At 64.8% G+C, this 21,069-nt stretch carries 18 protein-coding genes and 1 pseudogene; 12 read left to right on the top strand and 7 right to left on the bottom strand.

Translation table 11 applies throughout. The features are described from left to right. The first annotated feature begins 150 nt into the window (after positions 1-150). The 4 genes from N5D48_RS04505 to N5D48_RS04490 all read left to right on the top strand — a co-directional run bounded on the left by N5D48_RS04505 (position 151) and on the right by N5D48_RS04490 (position 4,094). Positions 151-1,452, top strand: coding sequence for an MFS transporter (locus tag N5D48_RS04505; protein ID WP_279881612.1), 1,302 nt, complete (start codon positions 151-153; stop codon positions 1,450-1,452). Positions 1,453-1,558: 106 nt separating this feature from the next. Further along, the gene (locus N5D48_RS04500; protein ID WP_279881522.1) at positions 1,559-2,728 is read left to right on the top strand and encodes a Fic family protein; all 1,170 of its coding nucleotides are present in this window, start codon (positions 1,559-1,561) and stop codon (positions 2,726-2,728) included. A 354-nt stretch (positions 2,729-3,082) separates the two neighbouring features. Next, positions 3,083-3,370, top strand: coding sequence for a hypothetical protein (locus N5D48_RS04495; protein WP_279881519.1), 288 nt, complete (start codon positions 3,083-3,085; stop codon positions 3,368-3,370). 118 nt (positions 3,371-3,488) lie between these two features. Then, complete coding sequence (locus tag N5D48_RS04490; RefSeq protein ID WP_279881516.1) at positions 3,489-4,094, top strand: flavin reductase family protein; 606 nt, start codon at positions 3,489-3,491, stop codon at positions 4,092-4,094. Here the strand turns inward: N5D48_RS04490 and N5D48_RS04485 are convergent, their stop codons facing one another. Together N5D48_RS04485 and N5D48_RS04480 are read right to left on the bottom strand one after the other, a co-directional pair. Continuing rightward, entirely contained in the window at positions 4,095-4,328 is a 234-nt protein-coding gene (locus N5D48_RS04485; protein ID WP_279881513.1) for a hypothetical protein, read from the bottom strand. It abuts the gene before it with no gap. A 42-nt stretch (positions 4,329-4,370) separates the two neighbouring features. Beyond that, the gene (locus N5D48_RS04480) at positions 4,371-4,664 is read right to left on the bottom strand and encodes an antibiotic biosynthesis monooxygenase (protein ID WP_279881510.1); all 294 of its coding nucleotides are present in this window, start codon (positions 4,662-4,664) and stop codon (positions 4,371-4,373) included. A gap of 202 nt (positions 4,665-4,866) precedes the next feature. Between N5D48_RS04480 and N5D48_RS04475 the strand changes: the two genes are divergently transcribed. Continuing rightward, positions 4,867-5,787, top strand: a complete 921-nt coding sequence (locus tag N5D48_RS04475; protein WP_279881507.1) for an AraC family transcriptional regulator — start codon at positions 4,867-4,869, stop codon at positions 5,785-5,787. Between the two features lie 100 nt (positions 5,788-5,887). On the opposite strand, the gene N5D48_RS04470 is transcribed toward N5D48_RS04475, so the two are convergent. Further along, complete coding sequence (locus N5D48_RS04470; RefSeq protein WP_279881504.1) at positions 5,888-7,525, bottom strand: 5-guanidino-2-oxopentanoate decarboxylase; 1,638 nt, start codon at positions 7,523-7,525, stop codon at positions 5,888-5,890. A gap of 112 nt (positions 7,526-7,637) precedes the next feature. Between N5D48_RS04470 and N5D48_RS04465 the strand changes: the two are divergent. Continuing rightward, positions 7,638-8,498: pseudogene (locus N5D48_RS04465) on the top strand (LysR substrate-binding domain-containing protein); the annotation flags it as partial. Positions 8,499-8,531: 33 nt separating this feature from the next. Here N5D48_RS04465 and N5D48_RS04460 read toward each other — a convergent pair. Together N5D48_RS04460 and N5D48_RS04455 are read right to left on the bottom strand one after the other, a co-directional pair. Then, positions 8,532-9,146: an NAD(P)-dependent oxidoreductase gene (locus tag N5D48_RS04460; protein WP_279881501.1), complete on the bottom strand. Its 615-nt coding sequence runs from the start codon at positions 9,144-9,146 to the stop codon at positions 8,532-8,534. Between the two features lie 28 nt (positions 9,147-9,174). Further along, positions 9,175-10,050: an MBL fold metallo-hydrolase gene (locus N5D48_RS04455; RefSeq protein ID WP_279881499.1), complete on the bottom strand. Its 876-nt coding sequence runs from the start codon at positions 10,048-10,050 to the stop codon at positions 9,175-9,177. 103 nt (positions 10,051-10,153) lie between these two features. Here N5D48_RS04455 and N5D48_RS04450 point away from each other — a divergent pair, with 103 nt between their 5' ends. Further along, the gene (locus tag N5D48_RS04450) at positions 10,154-11,065 is read left to right on the top strand and encodes a LysR family transcriptional regulator (RefSeq protein ID WP_279881497.1); all 912 of its coding nucleotides are present in this window, start codon (positions 10,154-10,156) and stop codon (positions 11,063-11,065) included. Between the two features lie 69 nt (positions 11,066-11,134). Beyond that, a complete protein-coding gene (locus N5D48_RS04445) occupies positions 11,135-11,308 on the top strand; it encodes a hypothetical protein (protein WP_279881495.1) in 174 nt (57 codons plus the stop codon). 6 nt (positions 11,309-11,314) lie between these two features. On the opposite strand, the gene N5D48_RS04440 is transcribed toward N5D48_RS04445, so the two are convergent. Next, on the bottom strand, positions 11,315-12,184 hold the full coding sequence (locus N5D48_RS04440; RefSeq protein WP_279881493.1) for an oxaloacetate decarboxylase: 870 nt from the start codon (positions 12,182-12,184) through the stop codon (positions 11,315-11,317). Between the two features lie 403 nt (positions 12,185-12,587). On the opposite strand from N5D48_RS04440, the gene N5D48_RS04435 reads away from it, so the two are divergent. Further along, a complete protein-coding gene (locus tag N5D48_RS04435) occupies positions 12,588-14,039 on the top strand; it encodes an MDR family MFS transporter (protein ID WP_279881491.1) in 1,452 nt (483 codons plus the stop codon). Positions 14,040-14,281: 242 nt separating this feature from the next. Here the strand turns inward: N5D48_RS04435 and ttgR are convergent, their stop codons facing one another. Beyond that, positions 14,282-14,914 (bottom strand): efflux transport transcriptional regulator TtgR, encoded by a 633-nt coding sequence (gene ttgR / locus N5D48_RS04430; protein ID WP_279881489.1) that lies wholly within the window; start codon positions 14,912-14,914, stop codon positions 14,282-14,284. Positions 14,915-15,172: 258 nt separating this feature from the next. Here ttgR and ttgA point away from each other — a divergent pair, with 258 nt between their 5' ends. From ttgA to N5D48_RS04415, 3 genes are read left to right on the top strand one after another with little or no spacing between them, the layout of a single operon-like run. Beyond that, positions 15,173-16,327, top strand: a complete 1,155-nt coding sequence (gene ttgA, locus N5D48_RS04425) for a toluene efflux RND transporter periplasmic adaptor subunit TtgA (RefSeq protein ID WP_279881487.1) — start codon at positions 15,173-15,175, stop codon at positions 16,325-16,327. 3 nt (positions 16,328-16,330) lie between these two features. Further along, positions 16,331-19,483, top strand: a complete 3,153-nt coding sequence (gene ttgB, locus N5D48_RS04420; protein ID WP_279881484.1) for a multidrug efflux RND transporter permease subunit TtgB — start codon at positions 16,331-16,333, stop codon at positions 19,481-19,483. Beyond that, a complete protein-coding gene (locus N5D48_RS04415; protein ID WP_279881482.1) occupies positions 19,480-20,925 on the top strand; it encodes an AdeC/AdeK/OprM family multidrug efflux complex outer membrane factor in 1,446 nt (481 codons plus the stop codon). Before ttgB ends, N5D48_RS04415 begins: the two co-directional genes overlap by 4 nt. Positions 20,926-21,069 lie beyond the last annotated feature (144 nt).

Genomic DNA, 21,069 nt, shown 5'->3' with positions numbered 1-21,069 from the left:
CTGCGGGGGAGCTGAACTGCCCAAGACGCACCCAAACGGATCACTGCGCCCCCATTTGGCACAGCTCCTGCAAAACCCTTCTCAAGCTGCGCCGCGAGCGCGCTCCACAAAAACAACGAGAAGGTATCCCTGATGGATAACGCCAGCACTCTGCCCAGCGGGGCAGCCGTTGCACCTGCCGCGGAAAAATCCACCGCCTCCCGCCTCAAATCGATCTTCAGTGGCTCCATCGGCAACATGGTCGAATGGTACGACTGGTACGTCTACGCCGCATTCTCGCTGTACTTCGCCAAAGCCTTCTTCCCGGCCGGCGACACCACCGCGCAACTGCTCAACACCGCCGCGATCTTCGCCGTGGGCTTCCTCATGCGCCCGATCGGTGGCTGGCTGATGGGCCTGTACGCCGACCGCAAGGGCCGCAAGGCCGCGCTCATGGCCTCGGTACTGCTGATGTGCGCAGGCTCGCTGGTCATCGCCCTGACCCCGGGCTATGAGACCATCGGCGTCGCCGCACCGGTTCTGCTGGTCATCGCCCGCCTGATGCAAGGCCTGTCGGTGGGCGGCGAGTACGGAACCTCGGCCACCTACCTGAGCGAGATGGCCAGCAAGGAACGCCGTGGCTTCTTCTCCAGCTTCCAGTACGTGACCCTGATCTCGGGTCAGCTCATCGCCCTGGCGGTGCTGATCGTCCTGCAGAACACGCTGACTACCGAGGAGCTGTACGCCTGGGGCTGGCGTGTGCCGTTCGTGATCGGCGCACTGTGCGCGGTGGTCGCCCTCTACCTGCGCCGCGGCATGGAAGAGACCGCCTCCTTCACCAAGAAGGAGAAGTCCAAGGAAAGCCTGATGCGCACCCTGATGCGCCACCCGAAAGAGCTGATGACCGTGGTCGGCCTGACCATGGGCGGCACCCTGGCCTTCTACACCTACACCACCTACATGCAGAAGTACCTGGTCAACACCGTGGGCATGAGCATCAGCGACTCGACCACCATCTCGGCGGCCACGCTGTTCCTGTTCATGTGCCTGCAGCCGGTGATCGGCGGCCTGTCCGACAAGATCGGCCGGCGCCCGATCCTGATCGCCTTCGGCGTGCTCGGCACCCTGTTCACCGTGCCGATCCTCAGCACCCTGCACACCATCCAGACCTGGTGGGGCGCGTTCTTCCTGATCATGGCCGCGCTGATCATCGTCAGCGGCTACACCTCGATCAACGCGGTGGTGAAGGCCGAGCTGTTCCCCACCGAGATCCGTGCCCTGGGCGTCGGCCTGCCGTACGCGCTGACCGTATCGATCTTCGGTGGAACCGCCGAGTACGTGGCCCTGTGGTTCAAGAGCATCGGCATGGAGACCGGCTTCTACTGGTACGTCACCGGCTGCATCGCCTGCTCGCTGTTGGTGTACGCGACCATGAAGGACACCAAGCAGCACTCGCGGATCACCACTGACTGATCCTCGTTCACTGAACGTAAAAAGGGGGCGCCCCGGATGACGAGGCGCCCCTTTTTTGTGGGTGAGCCGAATAATAGCCGTATTCGGCTCACACAATGAGCCGAATATGGCTATTATTCGGCTCATGAGTCCTAAAGAGCACACCTCTGCAGACACCTTCTGGGTCTGGCAGCAGGCCGACTGGCCCGACTTTCGTTGGGACGAGTCGCAACTCACGACCTTGCTCAGAGACTGCGTGCAGGCGCAGGGCTGCCTGCTGGGCAGAGCGGGGGCGGTGACCGAGGCCAATGCCAACCTCGATACGCTCGACACTCTGCTGCAAAACATTGTCACGTCCTCGGCCATCGAAGGCGAACAGCTCAATGTGGAGTCCGTTCGCTCGTCCCTGGCCCGCCGGCTCGGCATTGGCGAACCTGGGACGACCACGACACGCAGCGAAGGCCTGGCCGAGCTGATGCTGGATGCGACGATGGGCTATGTTCGCCCGCTGGATCAGCAGCGGCTGTTCCTCTGGCACCGCTGGCTGTTCCCCGAAAATGACGATTCGCTCGCCCCTGCCCTGCCCGTTGGCCAATGGCGCGACGCCGCCCCGATGCAGGTGGTATCGGGGCGCATCGACAAACCCAAGGTGCATTTCGAAGCGCCGCCGCGTGCAGGCCTGGAACAACAGGTGCAGCTGTTTCTCGACTGGTTCGAGAGCAGCCGCAACGATCGGCGACTCGATCCCCTGCTGCGGGCGGGGCTCGCCCATTTCTGGTTCGTCACCCTGCATCCCTTCGCCGATGGCAATGGCCGCCTGACCCGTGCCATCACAGACCTGGCACTGGCCCAGGGCGAGCAGCGGGCGGTGCGTTTCTACGCCATGTCCAGCAGCATCCTCGAGGATCGTTCCGGCTACTACGCGGCCCTTGAAAGCAGCCAGCGCGGCGACCTGGATGTCACGCGCTGGCTGGCCTGGTTCCTTGCCACCTTGCTGCGCAGTCTCCAGCAAGCGCTGGTGCGCATCGACCGGGTGCTGGCCAAGGCACGCTTCTGGCTGATCCATCGTGGCGACGGCCTGCTGCCCGAACAGGTCAGGGTACTCAATCGCCTGCTCGATGGTGGGCCTCGCGGTTTCGAAGCCGGTATCAGCGCCAGCCAGTACCAGGCGCTGGCCAAGGTTTCCAAGGCCACTGCCACCCGGCACCTTGCCGACCTGCTGGACAAGCGCTGCCTGGCCCGTCTGCCAGGTGGTGGGCGTAGCACCCGCTACACGGTGACGACTCAAGAGACGTGAGCGGGGCTGGTCGACGAACGCCCTGAACAACTCGACCGCCCGCCGCACCTCGTGTCACTGACCGACAGCAGGTCGCCATCCAGAGAAAAGCCGTCTCTTCCCTTAATTCCCAATTAACTGCCTGGGGCCATTCTGAAATGGCCCTGCCACCGGCCTGCCCCTCTCGAAACAGATGGGAACGGTGCTGGACGGTGGTTGGGGCGCCAATGGCAGTGTCCTGAGATAACCCGCGCCAAAACAAATCGAATAAATCGATTTTTATGTGTGATTTTTTGCGCTTTTTAATCAGTTTAATAGGCGTAGCATTGACCTCATAGAAACAACAAACCCTCGCAATCCACCGGAGCAACGACCATGAAAAACCAACTGATCCTCACCCTCGCCCTCTCGGTACTGGCTGGCGGCGCCTTCGCCGAGGACGGCTTCGACCGTACCGGCGCCCACACTTTCGCTGCCGTACAGACCCAGGCAGCCAACTACGCGGAAGATGGTTTCGACCGTACCGGTGGCCAGCGCTTCGCTGAAGACGGCTTCGACCGTACTGGCGGCCAGCGCTTCGCTGAAGACGGCTTCGACCGCACCGGCGGCCAGCGCTTCGCCGAAGACGGCTTCGACCGCACCAACGGCCACCGCATCGGCTGATCCTCGATGCGCGCTACCAGCCCGGCTTCGGCCGGGCTTGATCATTTCCAGCCGGGCAAAGCCTTGGCACACTAGGCGCCTCGTTCCCAACCAGGAAGGGCCTCGCGGCCTTGCGCAGATGTACTACTACGAACCCGCCAAAGGCCACGGCCTGCCCCACGACCCGTTCAACGCCATCGTCGGCCCGCGCCCCATCGGCTGGATCTCCAGCCACGACCGCGAAGGTCGCCTGAACCTGGCGCCCTACAGCTTCTTCAACGCGTTCAACTACATCCCGCCCATCGTCGGTTTCTGCAGCGTCGGGCGCAAAGACAGCCTGAACAACATCGAGCAGACCGGCGAGTTCGTCTGGAACCTGGCGACCCGTCCCCTGGCACAGCAGATGAACCAGAGCTGCGCCGCCGTGGCGGCGGATGTCGACGAGTTCGCGCTCAGCGGCCTGACGCCGGCCGCCTCGAACGTAGTCAAGGTGCCGCGTGTCGGCGAAAGTCCGGTGAGCTTCGAATGCAAGGTCAGCCAGATCGTCCAGCTCAAGCGCGCCGATCAAGAGCTGGTTCCCAGCTGGCTGATTCTCGGAGAGGTGGTGGCGGTGCACATTGCCGAGCACCTGCTGAAGGCCGGCATCTACGACACCGCCGCCGCCGAACCGATCCTGCGCGGTGGCGGCCCGGCCGACTACTTCGCGCTGGGCGAGCTGTTCAAGATGGCCCGGCCACAGGCCTGATCAGAAGATCAGTTCGCCTTCCTCGCCCACGCCCTGCAGACGTTCGAGTTCGGCACAAGCGGCCTCGTCGGCCGCGATCGCCGACTGGAACACCTGACCATCGAGCACCTTGTGAAAACGCGGCGCGCCGCCCAAGCCCAGGGCCTTCACGGCGATCGCCGCGTGGTAGCCGCCACCTTGCACCGGGACCATCGCCGAAACCGCTTCGAAGTGGGGGAATTCTCTACGTGCCATGCTGCACTCCGCCTGTGTGATCGAGGGGCGGCATTCTACACGCTAGGCGAAGGTGTGCAGGTCCAGGCTGCTGACCACCTGCTCCTGCACCAGTTCGCCGAACACCGCCAGCGTCGGCGAGGCAAAGTAGCCACTCATCGCCTGCTGGTCGCGCCAACTGCCGCTGAGCAGCCACAGGTCGGTATCGACCTGCGAGCGCTGCACACTGAAGCTCAGGCAGCCGGGCGCGCGCAGCGAAGGCTCGAGCAGGTCGCGCAGGCGCACGCCAAGCTCTGCGGATCGACCGTTGCTGGCGCGGATGAAAGCCAGGTGTGTGACCGGTTGTTGCTGGGTCATGAACGATCTCCTTGAAGCGCTGCGGACGGGAAAACCAGGCTGCCAAGGTTAGCCGCCACCCCGCGCGCGACGTTAGGTCATTACTGTCGGCCGATTGCCTGATCCTGCAGCGCGGCAGGATCAGGCAATCGCTGTGCAGCTTTCGACTAGCGTCGGCCATTGCCCAAACCTATGCTGCCCCGGTCACCAGAGGAAACCCGCCATGACGCCATCCATGCCCCTCGACCCGATCCTGGAACAGCAACGCCAGGAGCTGGCCGGACTGATCCAGCGCCACGCCCACGGCCCCTACGGCCCGGTGTCGGCCATCGACGACCTGTACCTGACCCGCTACGAGGAAAACGTGCGCGGCATGCCCGCCCTGGCCCAACCGGCCTTGTGCATCCTGGCCCAAGGTAGCAAGACCCTGTTCCTCGGCGACGAGCGCTATACCTATGACCCGCTGAACTACATGGTGGTCTCGGTGACATTGCCCGTCACCGGTGCGCTGCTCGAAGCCAGCCCCGAGAACCCCTGCCTCGGCGTGCGCCTGGACATCGATCCGGCGCAGATCAGCCAACTGATCGCCGAAAGCGGGCCGATGCTGGTGCCCGGCCAGACCGCCGGCCGTGGCTTGTTCGTGGAAAGGAGCGATCCACAGCTGCTCGACACCCTGCTGCGCCTGGTGCGTCTGCTCGACACGCCTCGCGATATCGCCGTGCTCGCCCCACTGGTACGTCGTGAGTTGATGTACCGGGTGTTGCGTGGCCCGCAAGGCTGGCGCCTGTACGAAATAGCCCTGTCCAACAGCCAGACCCACCGGGTCTGCCAGGCCATTGCCTGGCTCAACCAGCATTACCAGGAACCGTTACGAATCGAGGACCTGGCACGCGAGGTCAACCTCAGCACCTCGACCCTGCACCACCGCTTCAAGGCGGTGACGTCGATGAGCCCGCTGCAGTATCAGAAGCAGCTACGCCTCCAGGAGGCGCGCCGGCTGATGCTCAACGATGGGCTGGAGGCGGCGGTGGCGGGCTATCGGGTGGGCTACGAGAGCCCATCGCAGTTCAGCCGCGAATACAGCCGCCTGTACGGCGCACCACCGATACGCGACGTGGCACGCCTGCGCGCCAGCTCGGGTTGAGCAGGCCAGATCCAGCGCTGTATGCACAATCCCTGTGGGAGCTTCAGCCGCGAGCACCGAGTAGCTACCTTCGCGGGTCAGTCCGCTCCCACGGCAATATTCAGCCTTGCACCGCCTGTTGCCACTGCCCTTGATCCACCTGGATCAGCGTTGGCCCCTTGCGCTCCACCGCCCGCCCCAGCGCCGCCTGCAGTTGGGCGACATCGCCGACGTGCTCGGCCTCGGCCCCCAGGGCCCGCGCCACGCCGATGAAATCCGGCGTATGGATATCCACGCCTACCGGCTCGATGGCGCGGTTGACCATGTACTTCTTGATTTCCTCATAGCCCTGGTTGTTCCACAGCAGCACGATCAATGGCACCTGCGCCTCCACCGCGCTGGCCAGCTCCGGCAGGGTGAACTGCAGGCCGCCATCGCCGATCAGGCACACCGCCGGGACCCGCTCGGCAGGCGCCTCGGCGCTGCCCAACCAAGCCCCCATCGCCGCCGGCAAGGCGTAGCCCAGCGTGCCATAGCCGGTCGAGGCGTTGAACCAGCGGCGCGGCTGGGCCATGTCCAGGGTCAGGTTGCCGGTGTACACCGGCTGCGTCGAATCGCCCACCAGGATGGCATTGGGCAGTCGCTCCAGGATGCCGGTCAGCAAGCGCGTCTGGCTCAAGGTCGGTTGATCCCAGGTGGCAGCGTTATCCTCGCGCAGGCGCGCGGCGCGCGCAGCGCCCCAGCCGGCATCGCGCGGTGCCTGCGCCTGCGCCTGCAGGGCAGCCAGCAACGCTTCGCTCGCCTGCTGTGCATCGGCGACCAGCGCCAGCTCCGGCAGGTAGTTGCGCACGGTCTGGTCCGGGTCGATGTCGATCCGCAGCAAGCTGCCAGGGATCTCGAAGCCCCCCTTGAAGGTCACGTCGTAGTCGGTCTCGGCCAGCTCCGTAGCGATGGCCAGCACCACATCGGCCTCGGCCACCAGCGCGCGGGTGGCCGGCAGGGTCTGGGTCGAGCCGATCTGCAGCGGATGGCCTGCCGGCAGCAAGCCCTTGGCATTGATGGTCAGCGCCACCGGCGCCTGCAAATGCTCGGCCAGGCGCGCGAGTTCAGCGCCGGCTCCCAGGGCGCCGCCGCCCGCGAGGATCAACGGGCGACGCGCCTTGGCCAGTCGCGCGGCCATCCGCTGCACGGCCAGCGGCGCGGCACCGGCACGGCTGGTGCGCACCGGGCGGGCGGACAACAGGTGGTCGGCGGGCGCGACCAGGACATCCAGAGGAATCTCGATATGCACCGGGCGTGGCCGGGCGCCGTCGAACACGGCGAAAGCACGGGCCAGCACCTGGGGCAGGTCGTCGGCGCTCATCAGCGTCTGCGAGAACGCCGCCACGCCGGCGACCAGGCCAGCCTGGTTGGGCAGTTCGTGCAGCTTGCCGCGGCCACCACCAAGCTGGTCGCGGGACTGCACACTGGAGATGACCAGCATGGGAATCGAATCGGCATAGGCCTGGCCCATGGCGGTGGTGATGTTGGTCATGCCCGGGCCAGTGATGATGAAGCACACCCCGGGCTTGCCACGGGTGCGCGAGTAGCCGTCGGCCATGAAGCCGGCACCTTGCTCGTGGCGCGGGGTGACATGGCGGATGGAGGACGCCGCCAGGCCGCGATAGAGCTCCACGGTATGCACACCGGGAATGCCGAAGACATGGTCCACGCCATAGCCTTCGAGGAGTTTGACCAGCACTTCGCCACAGGTTGCCATCGTCGAATACCCGAATCGTGTTGAAAACGGCATTCATGGAACCAAGCGACGGCTACCGCGACAATGCAAAAAAACACATACTAGCCATGACCCAGCATCATGGCTTACTCGAATGAAACGCCTGCCGCCCCTCCCCGCCTTGCATACCTTCCTGGTGACCGCGCAACACTGCAACTTCACCCGTGCCGCGCAGCAACTGCATATCACTCAAGGAGCGGTCAGTCGGCAGATCGCCGGACTGGAGGATCACCTGGGCTATCCGTTGTTCCAGCGCCAGGCCCGCGGCTTGGCGCTGACCCGCGAAGGGCAGGATTGGCTGCCCCGGGTGCAGCAGGTCTTCGCCCTGATCGAGCAAGGCGTGCGCGAGGTCGGCGGGCGCAGCACGACACTGCAGCTCAAGGCGCCGACCTGCGTGATGCGCTGGCTGCTGCCACGCTTGCTCGAGTGGCAGGCACTGCGCCCGGATGTACCGGTGGAGTTGACCACCACGGTGCAGCATGGCGTGGATTTTCGTCGCGAGGGCTTCGATGCTGCCGTGGTCTACGGCGCGGCGCCGAATCATGGGCTGCAGGTGCGCAAGCTGTTCGATGAGCAACTGACGCCGGTCTGCGCGCCCTCGCTATCGAGCGGCCCCTTGCAGTTGCAGGACCTGGCGCGGCAGATGCTGCTGCATCCATCGAGGGACGAACACGACTGGCGGTTGTGGTTGCAGACAGCCAATGCCGGATTCGAGCCCCAGGGGCCGAAGCAGCACTTCGAGACGCTGGACATGGCGATGGCCATGGCTTCCCAAGGGACAGGGATCGCCATCGGCGATTTCTCGCTGATTGGCGATGACCTGCGCACAGGCCGGTTATGCATGCCGTTCGGGCTGAAGGTGACGACCGGCAAGGGCTATTACCTGGTGAGCCCGTCGAAGACCATGCCTGCGGGGCTGGTCGAGTTGATGGAATGGCTGCAGGCGCGAGCCTCAAGCCTTGCGCCGCTCCTACAGGTACCGCGCGATTCAGTAACCGACCGTGAACCTTGCCCGCGAATGCGCCGGCTTTTCCAGCTCGTCCAGCATGGCGATGGCGTAGTCGGCAAAGGTGATCCAGCTCTTGCCATCGGCACCGATCAACAGGTGATCCCGGCCCAACCGGTAGTGCCCGCTACGCTCACCCTCGACGAACTCCGCCGACGGTGACAGGAACGTCCACTCCAGCGACGGCTCCTGGCGCAGCGCATCGAGAAAACGCACCCCGGCGCTGGCCTCGGCCTTGTAAGCCTCGGGGAAGTCCGGGCTGTCGATCACCCGTTGCCCCGAGGGCAGCAACAGGCTGCCGGCACCGCCCACCACCAGCAGGCGCTTGACTCCGGCAAGCTTGACCGGCTCGATGATCGCCTGGGGTTCGATCGTGGCGAAGTGCGCCGCGCTCAACACCGCGTCGCAGCCGCTCACCGCGGCCTGCAGGGCGGCGCTGTCCTTGGCGTCCAGCGCCTTGACGGTCACGCCCTCGCGGCCTTGCAGCTGCGACGGATTGCGGGCGATGGCCACCACGCTGTGGCCTCGGCGCAGCGCCTCTTCCAGCAACTGGCTGCCAGCGCGCCCGGTGGCGCCGATGATTGCGATCTTGCTCATGGGAAACACTCCAACAGGTTGAAAGGGATTACCACTTCATCTCGCCCTTGGCGACCTTGGCGCCCAGTTCCAGGGAGCTCTCCTCGCCAAGGTTGGGGTAGCGCTGCTTCATCGCCGCGATCAGGGCAGCGGCATCGGCAGCATTGGCGGCCTCGCTGTCGAAGGCACGAATGTAGCCGGCGGTGAAGCGCACCGCCGCCAGCGAACGGCTGCTGTCACCCAGGTAGTGGCCAGGGACCACGGTGCGCGGCGCCAGCTTTTCGATATGCGCCAGGGTGCTCAGCCAGTCGGCATGGGACTGCGCGGTCTGGGTGTCGGCCATCCACACGTGGATATGCTCGGAAACCACCACGCCACCGACCACGGCCTTGATCGAGGGAATCCAGACGAAACTGCGATCAGGCTGCGGGCCATCGAGGCCGACGACCTCCAGGGCCTTGCCCTCCAGCTCCAGGCGATTGCCCTCGAGGACCTCTGGCACCACCAGCTTCGCCGGCTTGTCGGTGCCCATCTGCGGCCCCCAGTAGGCGAGCTTGGCGTCCATGGTCTTGCGGATATGCTCGACGGTGGCGGCCGAGGCCACTACCCGCGCCTTGGGGAACGCCTGGACGAGCGTGTCCAGGCCGAAGTAATAGTCCGGGTCGCCGTGGCTGACATAGATGGTGGTCAGCTGCTTGCCGCTCTTGCGCAGGCGCTCGACCACCTGCTCGGCCTGGGCCTTGCCGAACTGGGCGTCGACCAGGATGGCATCGTGCTGACCACTGACGATCACCGAACTGACCGGGAAGATGGCGTCATGGCCTGGGTTGTAGACATCGAGCTTGAGCGGTTCGGCGGCCATGGCCGGGCCGGCCAGGGTGATGCAGGCCAGGAGCAGGCCACGCAGGGGAGTGAAGAGCGACATGGGGTATTCCTGTGTACGGGACGATGGAAGCAAGCTTAGTTGCCCGATCCAATACAAAAAATGCGATGCTGCAACATAGTTTGTTTCTGAAATCGGGCAAATCATGGACCGTCTCAACGCCATGCGCGTCTTCGTCACCGTCGTCGACCTTGGCAGCCAATCGGCTGCGGCGGATCATCTGCAACTCTCGAGGCCGGTCGTCTCGCGCTATCTGGCGGAACTCGAGGACTGGGTCGGCGCGCGCTTGATGCAGCGCACCACGCGCAAGCTCAGCCTGACCGCCGCCGGCCAGGAAACCCTGCCGCGCTGCCGCCAGTTGCTGGAACTGGCCGGCGACCTGCAGAACGCCGTGCGCCAACCGGACGACGCCCCGCGCGGCGAACTGCGCATCAGCGTCAGCACTTCGTTCGGCCAGGCCCAGCTGGTGGACGCACTGGCCGCCTATGTCAAACGCTATCCCGGGGTCAAGGTGGAACTGCAGATGCTCGACCGCACCGTCAACCTGGTGGACGAACGCATCGACCTGGCGATCCGCACCAGCAACGATGTCGACCCTAACCTGATCGCCCGGCGCCTGAGCGTGTGCCGTTCGGTGATCTGCGCCAGCCCCGCCTATCTGCGCGAACACGGCACGCCACGGCAGGTGGAAGACCTGAGCCAGCACAACTGCCTGACCCATGCCTACTTCGGCCACAGCCTGTGGCATTTCGAGGTGAACGGACAAAACGTCGCCGTACCGGTGCAGGGCAACCTCAGCGCCAATGAGGCCATGACCTTGCAGAAAGCCGCGCTGGCCGACACCGGTATCGCCATGCTGCCCACCTACCAGGCGGCCACCGCGCTGCGTAGCGGCGAGCTGGTGCGCCTGCTGCCGCAGGCCAGGCCCAGGGAGCTGACGCTCAATGCGGTGTATACGTCGCGCAAGCACATGCCGGCGACCTTGCGCAGCATGCTGGACTTTCTCGCGCAGCGATTCAGGGACGAGCCGGAGTGGGATGAAGGACTGGGTCTGTAACCCGTGCAGATCGGCCAGGCGAGCCTATGCTTGAAGTATCACCTGTTGCACCAGCAGGAGGTTCGCATCATGAGCGTCAGAACCCGCTATTGCGCCATCGCCCTCACCCTCGTCGCGGTGGCCGGACTCTACGGCTCCGCCTGCTGGCGGGTCGAGTTGCTGCGCAGCCAACCCAATGCCGCCGCCAGTTGCGTGCACGAACACTGCGTCCCCCACACCGCCACACTGAGCGCCGTCAGGTAACGCCGATCACTCCTCGACGCTCATGTATTCCTTGGCCCAGCGAATGTAGTCTTCCGGCTGGGTGTAGGTGTGCGAAAGCTCGGTGGCGCCGAGGCTGTCCGACTTGTGCTGCAGGCCACGCTGCTGGCGCAGGCAGTCGTAGGTGGCCTTGATCGCGGCGAAGTAGGCGGCATGGCCATCGACCACGATGCGTACGCCCAGGCGCGCCAGGCGCTCGTCGTCGCGCAGGTTCGGGTTGGCGTAGGTGACCAGCATCAGCGGCACGCTGAGGTGCTCGGCGATCTGTTCCAGCTGCTCGAAGTCCTTCACCCCCACCATGCAGATACCATCGGCACCGGCCTTCTGGTAGCTCTGGGTGCGCACGATGATTTCTTCGGTGCTCAGCACGCCGGCATTGGTCCGGGCGATGATCGCCAGCGCCGAATCCACCCGCGCCTCCAGCGCCGCACGGATCTTGCCCACGCCTTCATCGACCGAGATCAGGTCGGTGGACTTGCGACCGAACTGGGCCGGCAGCAAGGTGTCCTCGATGGTCAGCGCAGCCACTCCGGCGCGCTCCAGCTCGATCACCGTGCGCATCACATTGAGGGCATTGCCGTAGCCATGGTCGGCATCGGCGAGCACCGGCAGTTGCGCGACCCGGCCGATACGGGTGGCCTGCTCGACGAACTCGCTGAGGGTGATGAGAGCGAAGTCCGGCGCGGCCAGGACCTGCAACGAAGCGACCGAGCCGCCGAGAATGCCGACTTCGAAGCCCAAATCCGCGGCGATGCGCGCGGACATCGGGTCGAAGACCGAGGCGGTGTGATAGCACGAACCTGAAGCAAGCAGTTCGCGGAAGGCAAAACGCAGATCGTGGTGGGAAGCCTTGGGCATGATCACTCCGCTGGTAATGAGAAATTGTGAACGGCTGACAACCGACCCCTGTATCGGGTCTACCTGACTGTTCCAACCGTCGCCATCAGGGCGGTCATGCTCGACATGCAGGCAGAGGAATAGAAGGTGTGGACATACAGTGACGCGAAACCCTGCGACAAACAGCTGCACCATGCTGGTGCAAGCCCCGGATTTCAGCCTCTGCGGCCCAGCCACGATATCACGCGCCCATGCGCCGCTGGATGAATGCGCCAATGCCGATCTTGCATAGGGGATGCATGGAGTACATAGGTAGCTATGTAACTCAGGTTACAATGCTCCACCATGAATGAGTCCATCGCGGGGCAAGCCCGCTCCCACGATGCCTCGCGATCGCGCCAGCTCTGACCACAAGGTATCCACCGTGACCGCCGCCCTGCCCCCCACCGTCCTGCGCCGCGTCCTGACCGCCTTGATGCTGGCGATCTTCCTTGGCGCCCTCGACCAGACCATCGTCGCCGTGTCCATGCCGGCCATTTCCGCCCAGTTCAACGATGTCGGCCTGCTGGCCTGGGTCATCTCCGGCTACATGGTGGCCATGACCGTCGCCGTGCCGATCTACGGCAAGCTGGGCGATCTGTATGGGCGACGGCGGATGATTCTCACCGGCACCGCCCTGTTCACCCTGGCCTCGGTGGCCTGCGGCCTGGCCCAGGACATGCCGCAGCTGGTGCTGGCACGGGTCGTCCAGGGCATCGGCGCCGGCGGCATGGTCTCGGTGAGCCAGGCGATCATCGGCGACTTCGTGCCGCCGCGCGAACGCGGTCGCTACCAGGGCTACTTCAGCGGCATGTATGCCCTGGCCAGCGTCGCCGGACCGGTGCTCGGCGGCTGGCTGACCGAATACCTGTCCTGGCGCTGGGTGTTCTGGATCAACCTGCCGCTGGGTCTGGCCGCCCTGTGGGTGATCCACCGCGCGCTGGACGGGCTGTCGGTGAAACGCCGCGAGGCACAGGTGGACTACCTCGGCGCACTGCTGATGATCATCGGTCTGGGCAGCCTTCTGCTGGGCATCACCCTGGTCGGCCAAGGGCATGCCTGGCAGTCGCCCCCGGTGCTGACGCTGCTGGGCGGCGCGGTGATCGGGCTGCTGGTGTTCGTCGCCCATGAGCGGCGTTGCCGCGAGCCGCTGCTGCCGCTGAGCCTGTTCGGTAACCGCGTCGCGGTGCTGTGCTGGTGCGTGATCTTCTTCGCCAGCTTCCAGTCGATCTCGCTGACCATGCTCATGCCCCTGCGCTTCCAGGGCATCACCGGCGCCGGCGCCGACAGCGCGGCGCTGCACCTGCTGCCGCTGGCCATGGGCCTGCCCATCGGCGCCTTCACCGGTGGGCGCATGACCAGCCGCACCGGTCGCTTCAAGCCACAGATCCTCACCGGCGCGCTGCTGATGCCATTGACCATTGCCGCGATGGCACTGACGCCGCCACAGGCCGGGCTGCTCAGCGCACTGTTCATGCTGCTGACCGGCATCGCCTGTGGCCTGCAATTCCCCACTTCGCTGGTAGGCACGCAAAGCGCGGTGGACAGCAAGGATATCGGCGTGGCGACCAGCACCACCAACCTGTTCCGCTCGCTCGGTGGCGCCATGGGGGTGGCATGCATGTCCAGCCTGCTGCTGGCGTTGCTGCATCAAGGTGGTTTCGAAATGCTCGGCAACCCGCTCTTGGGCAGCCTCAAGGCCGGCGAGGCGGATCCGCTGACCCAGGCACGCTTGCTGGAAACGTTCAGGCACCTGCTGCTGGCCAGCGCAGGAGCTTCGCTGGTCGGGCTGCTGGCTGCGCTGGCACTGCCGGACCGCCAGCTGCGCGGGCGCTAGGCTCTGTACGAAATGTATCTGCACTCGCCCATACTGCGTTGAAACGGGGCTCGGAATGCTCATGTACTCCAGTACACTGCGCTTCCTCCCCCCGTTTCGCCTTGTCTGGCCTTCGCGCAGACACATTTCGTACAGACCCTAGCCTTGCACCGCCTGTAGACGCCAGCCTGGCGCCTACAGGGGGGACGTAATCCTCGCTTAATCATCGGAGGAAACACTCCCTCACAATCATTCACAAAGTGTCATTTGCGCAGACCCGGGCTCAAGCGCAGCATATCCAGCCCAGTGTCGACCCATTTTTCCACGCCGCCCAGCAGGTCGAAGCTGTCCGGCAGCAACAACCAGCGGCCGATCAGGCCATCCACATAGGCAAACATTGCAATGGCCGCTCGCTCGGGATCCAGATCGATCGGCAGCTGACCCCGCCGCACGGCATTGGCCAAGGCCAGAACAATGCTCTGGTGACAGTCCAGCACCGCGCCCTGGCGCTGCTGGCGAATCTCACACATGTCGTCGGTGAACTCGCACTTGTGATGCAGGATTTCATTGATACGCCGGGTACGGGCATCGAGCACCAGCTCGCTGAACACTTGCAGCAGCAGCTTGCGCATGCAGCCGAGCGGATCCAGTTCATCCTCGCTTTCGCTGGCTCGGGCAAGGTGATCATGGGTCTCGTGCAGGCTGTCGAGCAACGCCTGCACCAGTTCGGCCTTGTTGCTGAAGTGCCAGTAGATCGCGCCCCGGGTCACCCCCGCGAGCTCGGCGATGTCGGCCAGCGTGGTTCGCGCAACCCCGCGCTTGTAGAAGGCCTTTTCCGCCGCCTCGATGATCTGGGCGCGGGTTTCCTGGGCTTCTTCTTTGGTTCGACGGACCATGGCAGTACAACCTCATCAGGCTCCGCACGCTCGCTCGGCGGGCGGGAATCAGGGCGGGGCGAGCTCTTCGAAGGCCACTCCCGGGTGTATTTGGGCGATCCGCGAGGAAAAAATCACGGCTCACCTGTGCTATTTACAAACAACCATGAATGTAAGTATATTCCTTAGCAAGCTATTTATCCACCGGATAGCGTTTTTCCTACAAGACTATTCCACTATATTCTTGAGCTCCCCTGCTCCTGCGACCCGAGGATCCTCATGCAATTCAAGCCAGCCGTAACCGCCCTGGTTTCCGCCGTGGCCCTGGCAACCCTGCTCAGTGGCTGTAAGAAAGAGGAAGCCGCGCCAGCGCCGCAGGCTCCTCAGGTCGGCGTCGTGACCTTGCAACCCCAAGCCTTCACCCTGACCTCGGAACTGCCGGGGCGCACCAGCGCCTACCGCGTGGCCGAGGTTCGCCCACAGGTCAATGGCATCATTCTCAAGCGCCTGTTCAAGGAAGGCAGCGACGTCAAGGAAGGGCAGCAGCTCTACCAGATCGACCCCGCCGTCTACGAGGCCAACCTGGCCAACGCCCAGGCCAACCTGCAGGCGACCCGCTCGCTGGCCGAGCGCTACAAGCAGCTGATCGACGAGCAGGCCGTCTCCAAGCAGGAATACGACGACGCCAATGCCAAACGATTGCAAGCCGATGCGTCGCTCAAGAGCGCCCAGATCGACCTGCGCTACACCAAGGTCCTGGCACCGATCAGCGGTCGCATCGGCCGCTCCTCGGTCACCGAGGGGGCGCTGGTGAGCAACGGCCAGGCCAACGCCATGGCGACCATCCAGCAGCTCGACCCGATCTACGTCGACGTCACCCAGTCCACCGCCGAGCTGCTCAAGCTGCGCCGTGACCTGGAAAGCGGCCAGCTGCAGAAGGCCGGCGAGAACGCCGCCCAGGTGCAGCTCGTACTGGAAGACGGCAGCCTGTTCAAGCAACAGGGTCGCCTGGAGTTCTCCGAGGTCGCGGTCGACGAGACCACCGGCTCGGTCACCCTGCGCGCCATCTTCCCCAACCCCGAGCACACCCTGCTGCCCGGCATGTTCGTGCATGCGCGGCTCAAGGCCGGGGTCAACGCCAACGCCATCCTGGCGCCGCAACAAGGCGTGACCCGCGACCTCAAGGGCGCGCCGACCGCGCTGGTGGTCAACCAGGAGAACAAGGTCGAACTGCGCCAGCTCAAGGCCAGCCGCACCCTGGGCAGCGACTGGCTGATCGAGGAAGGCCTGAACCCGGGTGACCGTCTGATCACCGAAGGCCTGCAGTTCGTGCGCCCAGGTGTCGAGGTCAAGGTCAGCGAAGCCACCAACGTCAAGAAGCCGGGCGGCCCCGATCAGGCCAGCGCAGCGAAAGCAGACGCCAAAGCGGAGTAAACCATGTCGAAGTTCTTTATCGATCGCCCGATCTTCGCCTGGGTGATCGCCCTGGTGATCATGCTGGTCGGCGCCCTGTCGATCCTGAAGCTGCCGATCAACCAGTACCCGAGCATCGCCCCGCCGGCCATCGCCATCGCCGTGACCTACCCGGGCGCCTCGGCGCAGACGGTGCAGGACACCGTGGTGCAGGTGATCGAGCAGCAGCTCAACGGTATCGACAACCTGCGTTATGTCTCCTCGGAAAGCAACTCCGACGGCAGCATGACCATCACCGCCACCTTCGAGCAGGGCACCAACTCCGACACCGCCCAGGTCCAGGTGCAGAACAAGCTGAACCTGGCCACCCCGCTGCTGCCGCAGGAAGTGCAGCAGCAAGGTATCCGCGTCACCAAGGCAGTGAAGAACTTCCTGCTGGTGATCGGCCTGGTGTCCGAAGACGGCAGCATGACCAAGGACGACCTGGCCAACTACATCGTCTCGAACATGCAGGACCCGATCTCGCGCACCGCTGGCGTGGGTGACTTCCAGGTGTTCGGCGCCCAGTACGCGATGCGTATCTGGCTGGACCCGGCCAAGCTGAACAAGTTCCAGCTGACCCCGGTCGACGTGCGCACCGCGGTCTCCGCGCAGAACGTGCAGGTGTCTTCCGGCCAGCTCGGCGGTCTGCCGGCACTGCCGGGCACCCAGCTCAACGCCACCATCATCGGCAAGACCCGCCTGCAGACCGCCGAGCAGTTCGAGAAGATCCTGCTCAAGGTCAACGCCGACGGCTCCCAGGTGCGCCTGGGCGATGTCGCCACGGTCGGCCTGGGCGGCGAGAACTACGCCATCAGCGCGCAGTACAACGGCATGCCGGCCTCGGGCCTGGCGGTCAAGCTGGCCACCGGCGCCAACGCCCTGGATACCGCCAAGGCGCTGCGCCAGACCATCAGCGACCTCGAACCGTTCTTCCCGCCAGGAGTCAAGGCGGTATTCCCGTATGACACCACCCCGGTGGTCACCGAATCGATCAGCGGCGTGATCCACACCCTGATCGAGGCCGTGGTCCTGGTGTTCCTGGTGATGTACCTGTTCCTGCAGAACTTCCGCGCCACCATCATCACCACCATGACCGTGCCGGTGGTGTTGCTGGGAACCTTCGGCATCCTTGCCGCCGCCGGCTTCAGCATCAACACCCTGACCATGTTCGCCATGGTCCTGGCGATCGGCCTGCTGGTGGACGACGCCATCGTCGTGGTGGAGAACGTCGAGCGGGTGATGTCCGAGGAAGGCTTGCCGCCCAAGGAGGCGACCAAGCGCTCCATGGAGCAGATCCAGGGCGCCCTGGTCGGTATTGCCCTGGTGCTGTCGGCGGTACTGCTGCCCATGGCGTTCTTCGGCGGCTCCACCGGTGTGATCTATCGCCAGTTCTCCATCACCATCGTCTCGGCCATGGGCCTGTCGGTACTGGTCGCGCTGATCTTCACCCCGGCCCTGTGCGCCACCATGCTCAAGCCGCTGAAGAAGGGCGAGCACCATGTGGCCAAGCGCGGCTTCTTCGGCTGGTTCAACCGCAACTTCGACCGCAGCGTCGTGGGCTACGAACGCAGCGTCGGCACCATCCTGCGCAACAAGGTGCCGTTCCTGCTGGCCTACGCGCTGATCGTGGTCGGCATGATCTGGCTGTTCGCCCGCATCCCCACCGCGTTCCTCCCGGAAGAAGACCAGGGCGTGCTGTTCGCCCAGGTGCAGACCCCGGCGGGCTCCAGTGCCGAGCGCACCCAGGTGGTGGTCGACCAGATGCGTGAATACCTGCTCAAGGACGAAGCCGACACCGTGTCGTCGGTATTCACCGTGAACGGCTTCAACTTCGCCGGTCGCGGCCAGAGCTCGGGCATGGCGTTCATCATGCTCAAGCCTTGGGACGAGCGCTCGAAGGAGAACAGCGTGTTCGCCCTCGCCCAGCGCGCGCAGATGCATTTCTTCGGCTTCCGCGACGCGATGGTGTTCGCCTTCGCCCCGCCGGCGGTACTCGAACTGGGTAACGCCACCGGCTTCGACGTGTTCCTCCAGGACCGCGCCGGCGTCGGCCACGAGAAACTGATGGAAGCGCGCAACCAGTTCCTGGCCAAGGCCGCACAGAGCAAGATCCTCAGCGCCGTGCGTCCGAACGGCCTGAACGACGAGCCGCAGTACCAGCTGACCATCGACGACGAACGCGCCAGCGCCCTGGGCGTGACCATCGCCGATATCAACAACACCCTGTCGATCGCTCTCGGCGGCAGCTACGTCAACGACTTCATCGACCGTGGCCGCGTCAAGAAGGTGTACATCCAGGGCGAGCCCAACTCGCGGATGAGCCCGGAAGACCTGCAGAAGTGGTACGTGCGTAACGGCGCGGGCGAGATGGTGCCGTTCTCCTCCTTCGCCAAGGGCGAATGGAGCTACGGCTCGCCGAAGCTGTCGCGCTACAACGGCGTGGAAGCGATCGAGATCCTCGGTACCCCGGCCCCTGGCTACAGTACCGGTGAGGCCATGGCCGAAGTCGAGCGCATCGCCGGCGAACTGCCAACCGGTATCGGCTACTCCTGGACCGGCATGTCCTACGAGGAAAAACTCTCCGGCTCGCAAATGCCGGCGCTGTTCGCCCTCTCGGTGCTGTTCGTGTTCCTCTGCCTGGCGGCGCTGTACGAAAGCTGGTCGATCCCGATCGCGGTAGTGCTCGTGGTACCGCTGGGCATCATCGGTGCCCTGCTCGCCACCAGCTTGCGCGGGTTGTCCAACGACGTGTACTTCCTGGTCGGCCTGCTGACCACGATCGGCCTGGCGGCGAAGAACGCCATCCTGATCGTCGAATTCGCCAAGGAACTGCACGAACAGGGGCGCAGCCTTTACGACGCGGCCATCGAGGCCTGCCGCATGCGTCTGCGCCCGATCATCATGACCTCGCTGGCGTTCATCCTCGGCGTGGTACCGTTGACCATCGCCAGTGGCGCCGGTGCAGGTAGCCAGCATGCCATCGGCACCGGGGTGATCGGCGGCATGATCAGCGCGACCGTGCTGGCGATCTTCTGGGTACCGCTATTCTTCGTCGCAGTGTCGTCGCTGTTCGGCAGCAAAGAGCCGAAAGAACACGCCACCCCTGAAACTCCACGTTATGAGGCTGGGCAATGACCAAGTCTTTGTTGTCCCTGGCGGTAACCGCCTTCATCCTCGGCGGCTGCTCGCTGATCCCCGACTACCAGACGCCCGAGGCGCCGGTGGCCGCGCAGTGGCCGCAAGGTCCTGCGTATTCGCCGACCGAATCGGCCAACGTCGCCGCCGCCGAACAGGGCTGGCGTCAGTTCTTCCACGACCAGGCGCTGCAGCAACTGATCCAGGCATCGCTGGAAAACAACCGCGACCTGCGCGTCGCGGCGCTGAACATCGACGCCTACCGCGCGCAGTACCGCATCGCGCGCGCCGACCTGTTCCCGGCCGTTACCGCCAATGGCAACGGTAGCCGCCAGCGGCTGCCGGCGAACATGTCGCAGACCGGCGAGGCGAGCATCAGCAGCCAGTATTCGGCCACGCTCGGTGTCAGCGCCTACGAGCTGGACCTGTTCGGCCGGGTGCGCAGCCTGAGCCAGCAGGCCCTGGAAACCTACCTGTCCAGCGAGCAGGCGCGTCGCTCCACGCAGATCAGCCTGGTGGCCAGCGTGGCCAACGCCTACTACACCTGGCAGGCCGACCAGGCCCTGCTGAAGCTGACTGAAGAAACGCTCAAGACGTACGAAGAGAGCTACAACCTGACCCGCCGCAGCAACGAGGTGGGCGTGGCTTCGGCGCTGGACCTGAGCCAGGCGCGCACCGCCGTCGAAGGCGCGCGAGTCCGGCTGTCGCAGTATCAGCGCCAGGTCGCCCAGGACCTGAACAGCCTGACCGTGCTGGTCGGCACCGGCGTGCCGACCAACCTGCCCAAGCCGCTGGAGCTCAATGCCGACCAGCTGGCCGAAGTGCCGGCGGGCCTGCCCTCCGACATCCTCCAGCGCCGTCCGGACATCCAGGAAGCCGAGCACCTGCTCAAGGCCGCCAACGCCAACATCGGCGCGGCCCGCGCGGCATTCTTCCCGAGCATCAGCCTGACCGCCAACGCCGGTACCCTGAGCCCGGACATGGGCGGGCTGTTCAAGGGCGGTTCGGGCACCTGGCTGTTCCAACCGCAGATCAACCTGCCGATCTTCAACGCCGGCAGCCTGCGAGCGAGCCTGGACTACTCGAAGATCCAGAAGGACATCAACGTCGCACGCTACGAGAAGACCATCCAGACCGCCTTCCAGGAAGTCTCGGACGGCCTGGCCGCGCGCAAGACCTTCGAAGAGCAGCTGCAGGCCCAGCGCGACCTGGTGGCCGCCAACCAGGACTACTACCGCCTGGCCGAACGCCGCTACCGCATCGGCATCGACAGCAACCTGACCTTCCTCGACGCTCAGCGCAACCTGTTCAGCGCCCAGCAGGCGCTGATCAGCGATCGCCTGTCGCAGCTGGTCAGCGAGGTCAACCTGTACAAGGCCCTCGGCGGTGGCTGGTACGAGCAGACCCAGCAGCAGGCTTCGATCCAGACGCCGAAAGGCTGATTGGAACGGTAACGACAAAAAGCCCACCCTTGCGGTGGGCTTTTTGTTGGATGCCGTACTCCGTCCCTGTAGGAGCGGCCTCGTGTCGCGAAAGGGCTGCGCAGCAGCCCCAGGATTTCAGCATTGATGCAAAGATCGCAGGGG

Source organism: Pseudomonas sp. GD03858 (genome assembly GCF_029840925.1).
In the GTDB taxonomy this organism is placed as follows: Bacteria; Pseudomonadota; Gammaproteobacteria; order Pseudomonadales; family Pseudomonadaceae; genus Aquipseudomonas.
This window is presented reverse-complemented; position numbering and strand designations above follow the sequence as displayed.

Excerpts from the sequence above, each read along its gene's own strand:
- ttgA (WP_279881487.1), top strand. The coding sequence starts at position 15,173 with ATGCAATTCAAGCCAGCCGTAACCGCCCTGGTTTCCGCCGTGGCCCTG.
- ttgB (WP_279881484.1), top strand. The coding sequence starts at position 16,331 with ATGTCGAAGTTCTTTATCGATCGCCCGATCTTCGCCTGGGTGATCGCC.
- N5D48_RS04495 (WP_279881519.1), top strand. The coding sequence starts at position 3,083 with ATGAAAAACCAACTGATCCTCACCCTCGCCCTCTCGGTACTGGCTGGC.
- N5D48_RS04485 (WP_279881513.1), bottom strand. The coding sequence starts at position 4,328 with ATGGCACGTAGAGAATTCCCCCACTTCGAAGCGGTTTCGGCGATGGTC.
- N5D48_RS04480 (WP_279881510.1), bottom strand. The coding sequence starts at position 4,664 with ATGACCCAGCAACAACCGGTCACACACCTGGCTTTCATCCGCGCCAGC.
- N5D48_RS04450 (WP_279881497.1), top strand. The coding sequence starts at position 10,154 with ATGGACCGTCTCAACGCCATGCGCGTCTTCGTCACCGTCGTCGACCTT.
- N5D48_RS04445 (WP_279881495.1), top strand. The coding sequence starts at position 11,135 with ATGAGCGTCAGAACCCGCTATTGCGCCATCGCCCTCACCCTCGTCGCG.
- N5D48_RS04460 (WP_279881501.1), bottom strand. The coding sequence starts at position 9,146 with ATGAGCAAGATCGCAATCATCGGCGCCACCGGGCGCGCTGGCAGCCAG.
- N5D48_RS04500 (WP_279881522.1), top strand. The coding sequence starts at position 1,559 with ATGGCTATTATTCGGCTCATGAGTCCTAAAGAGCACACCTCTGCAGAC.
- N5D48_RS04475 (WP_279881507.1), top strand. The coding sequence starts at position 4,867 with ATGACGCCATCCATGCCCCTCGACCCGATCCTGGAACAGCAACGCCAG.
- N5D48_RS04440 (WP_279881493.1), bottom strand. The coding sequence starts at position 12,184 with ATGCCCAAGGCTTCCCACCACGATCTGCGTTTTGCCTTCCGCGAACTG.
- N5D48_RS04415 (WP_279881482.1), top strand. The coding sequence starts at position 19,480 with ATGACCAAGTCTTTGTTGTCCCTGGCGGTAACCGCCTTCATCCTCGGC.
- ttgR (WP_279881489.1), bottom strand. The coding sequence starts at position 14,914 with ATGGTCCGTCGAACCAAAGAAGAAGCCCAGGAAACCCGCGCCCAGATC.
- N5D48_RS04490 (WP_279881516.1), top strand. The coding sequence starts at position 3,489 with ATGTACTACTACGAACCCGCCAAAGGCCACGGCCTGCCCCACGACCCG.
- N5D48_RS04455 (WP_279881499.1), bottom strand. The coding sequence starts at position 10,050 with ATGTCGCTCTTCACTCCCCTGCGTGGCCTGCTCCTGGCCTGCATCACC.
- N5D48_RS04470 (WP_279881504.1), bottom strand. The coding sequence starts at position 7,525 with ATGGCAACCTGTGGCGAAGTGCTGGTCAAACTCCTCGAAGGCTATGGC.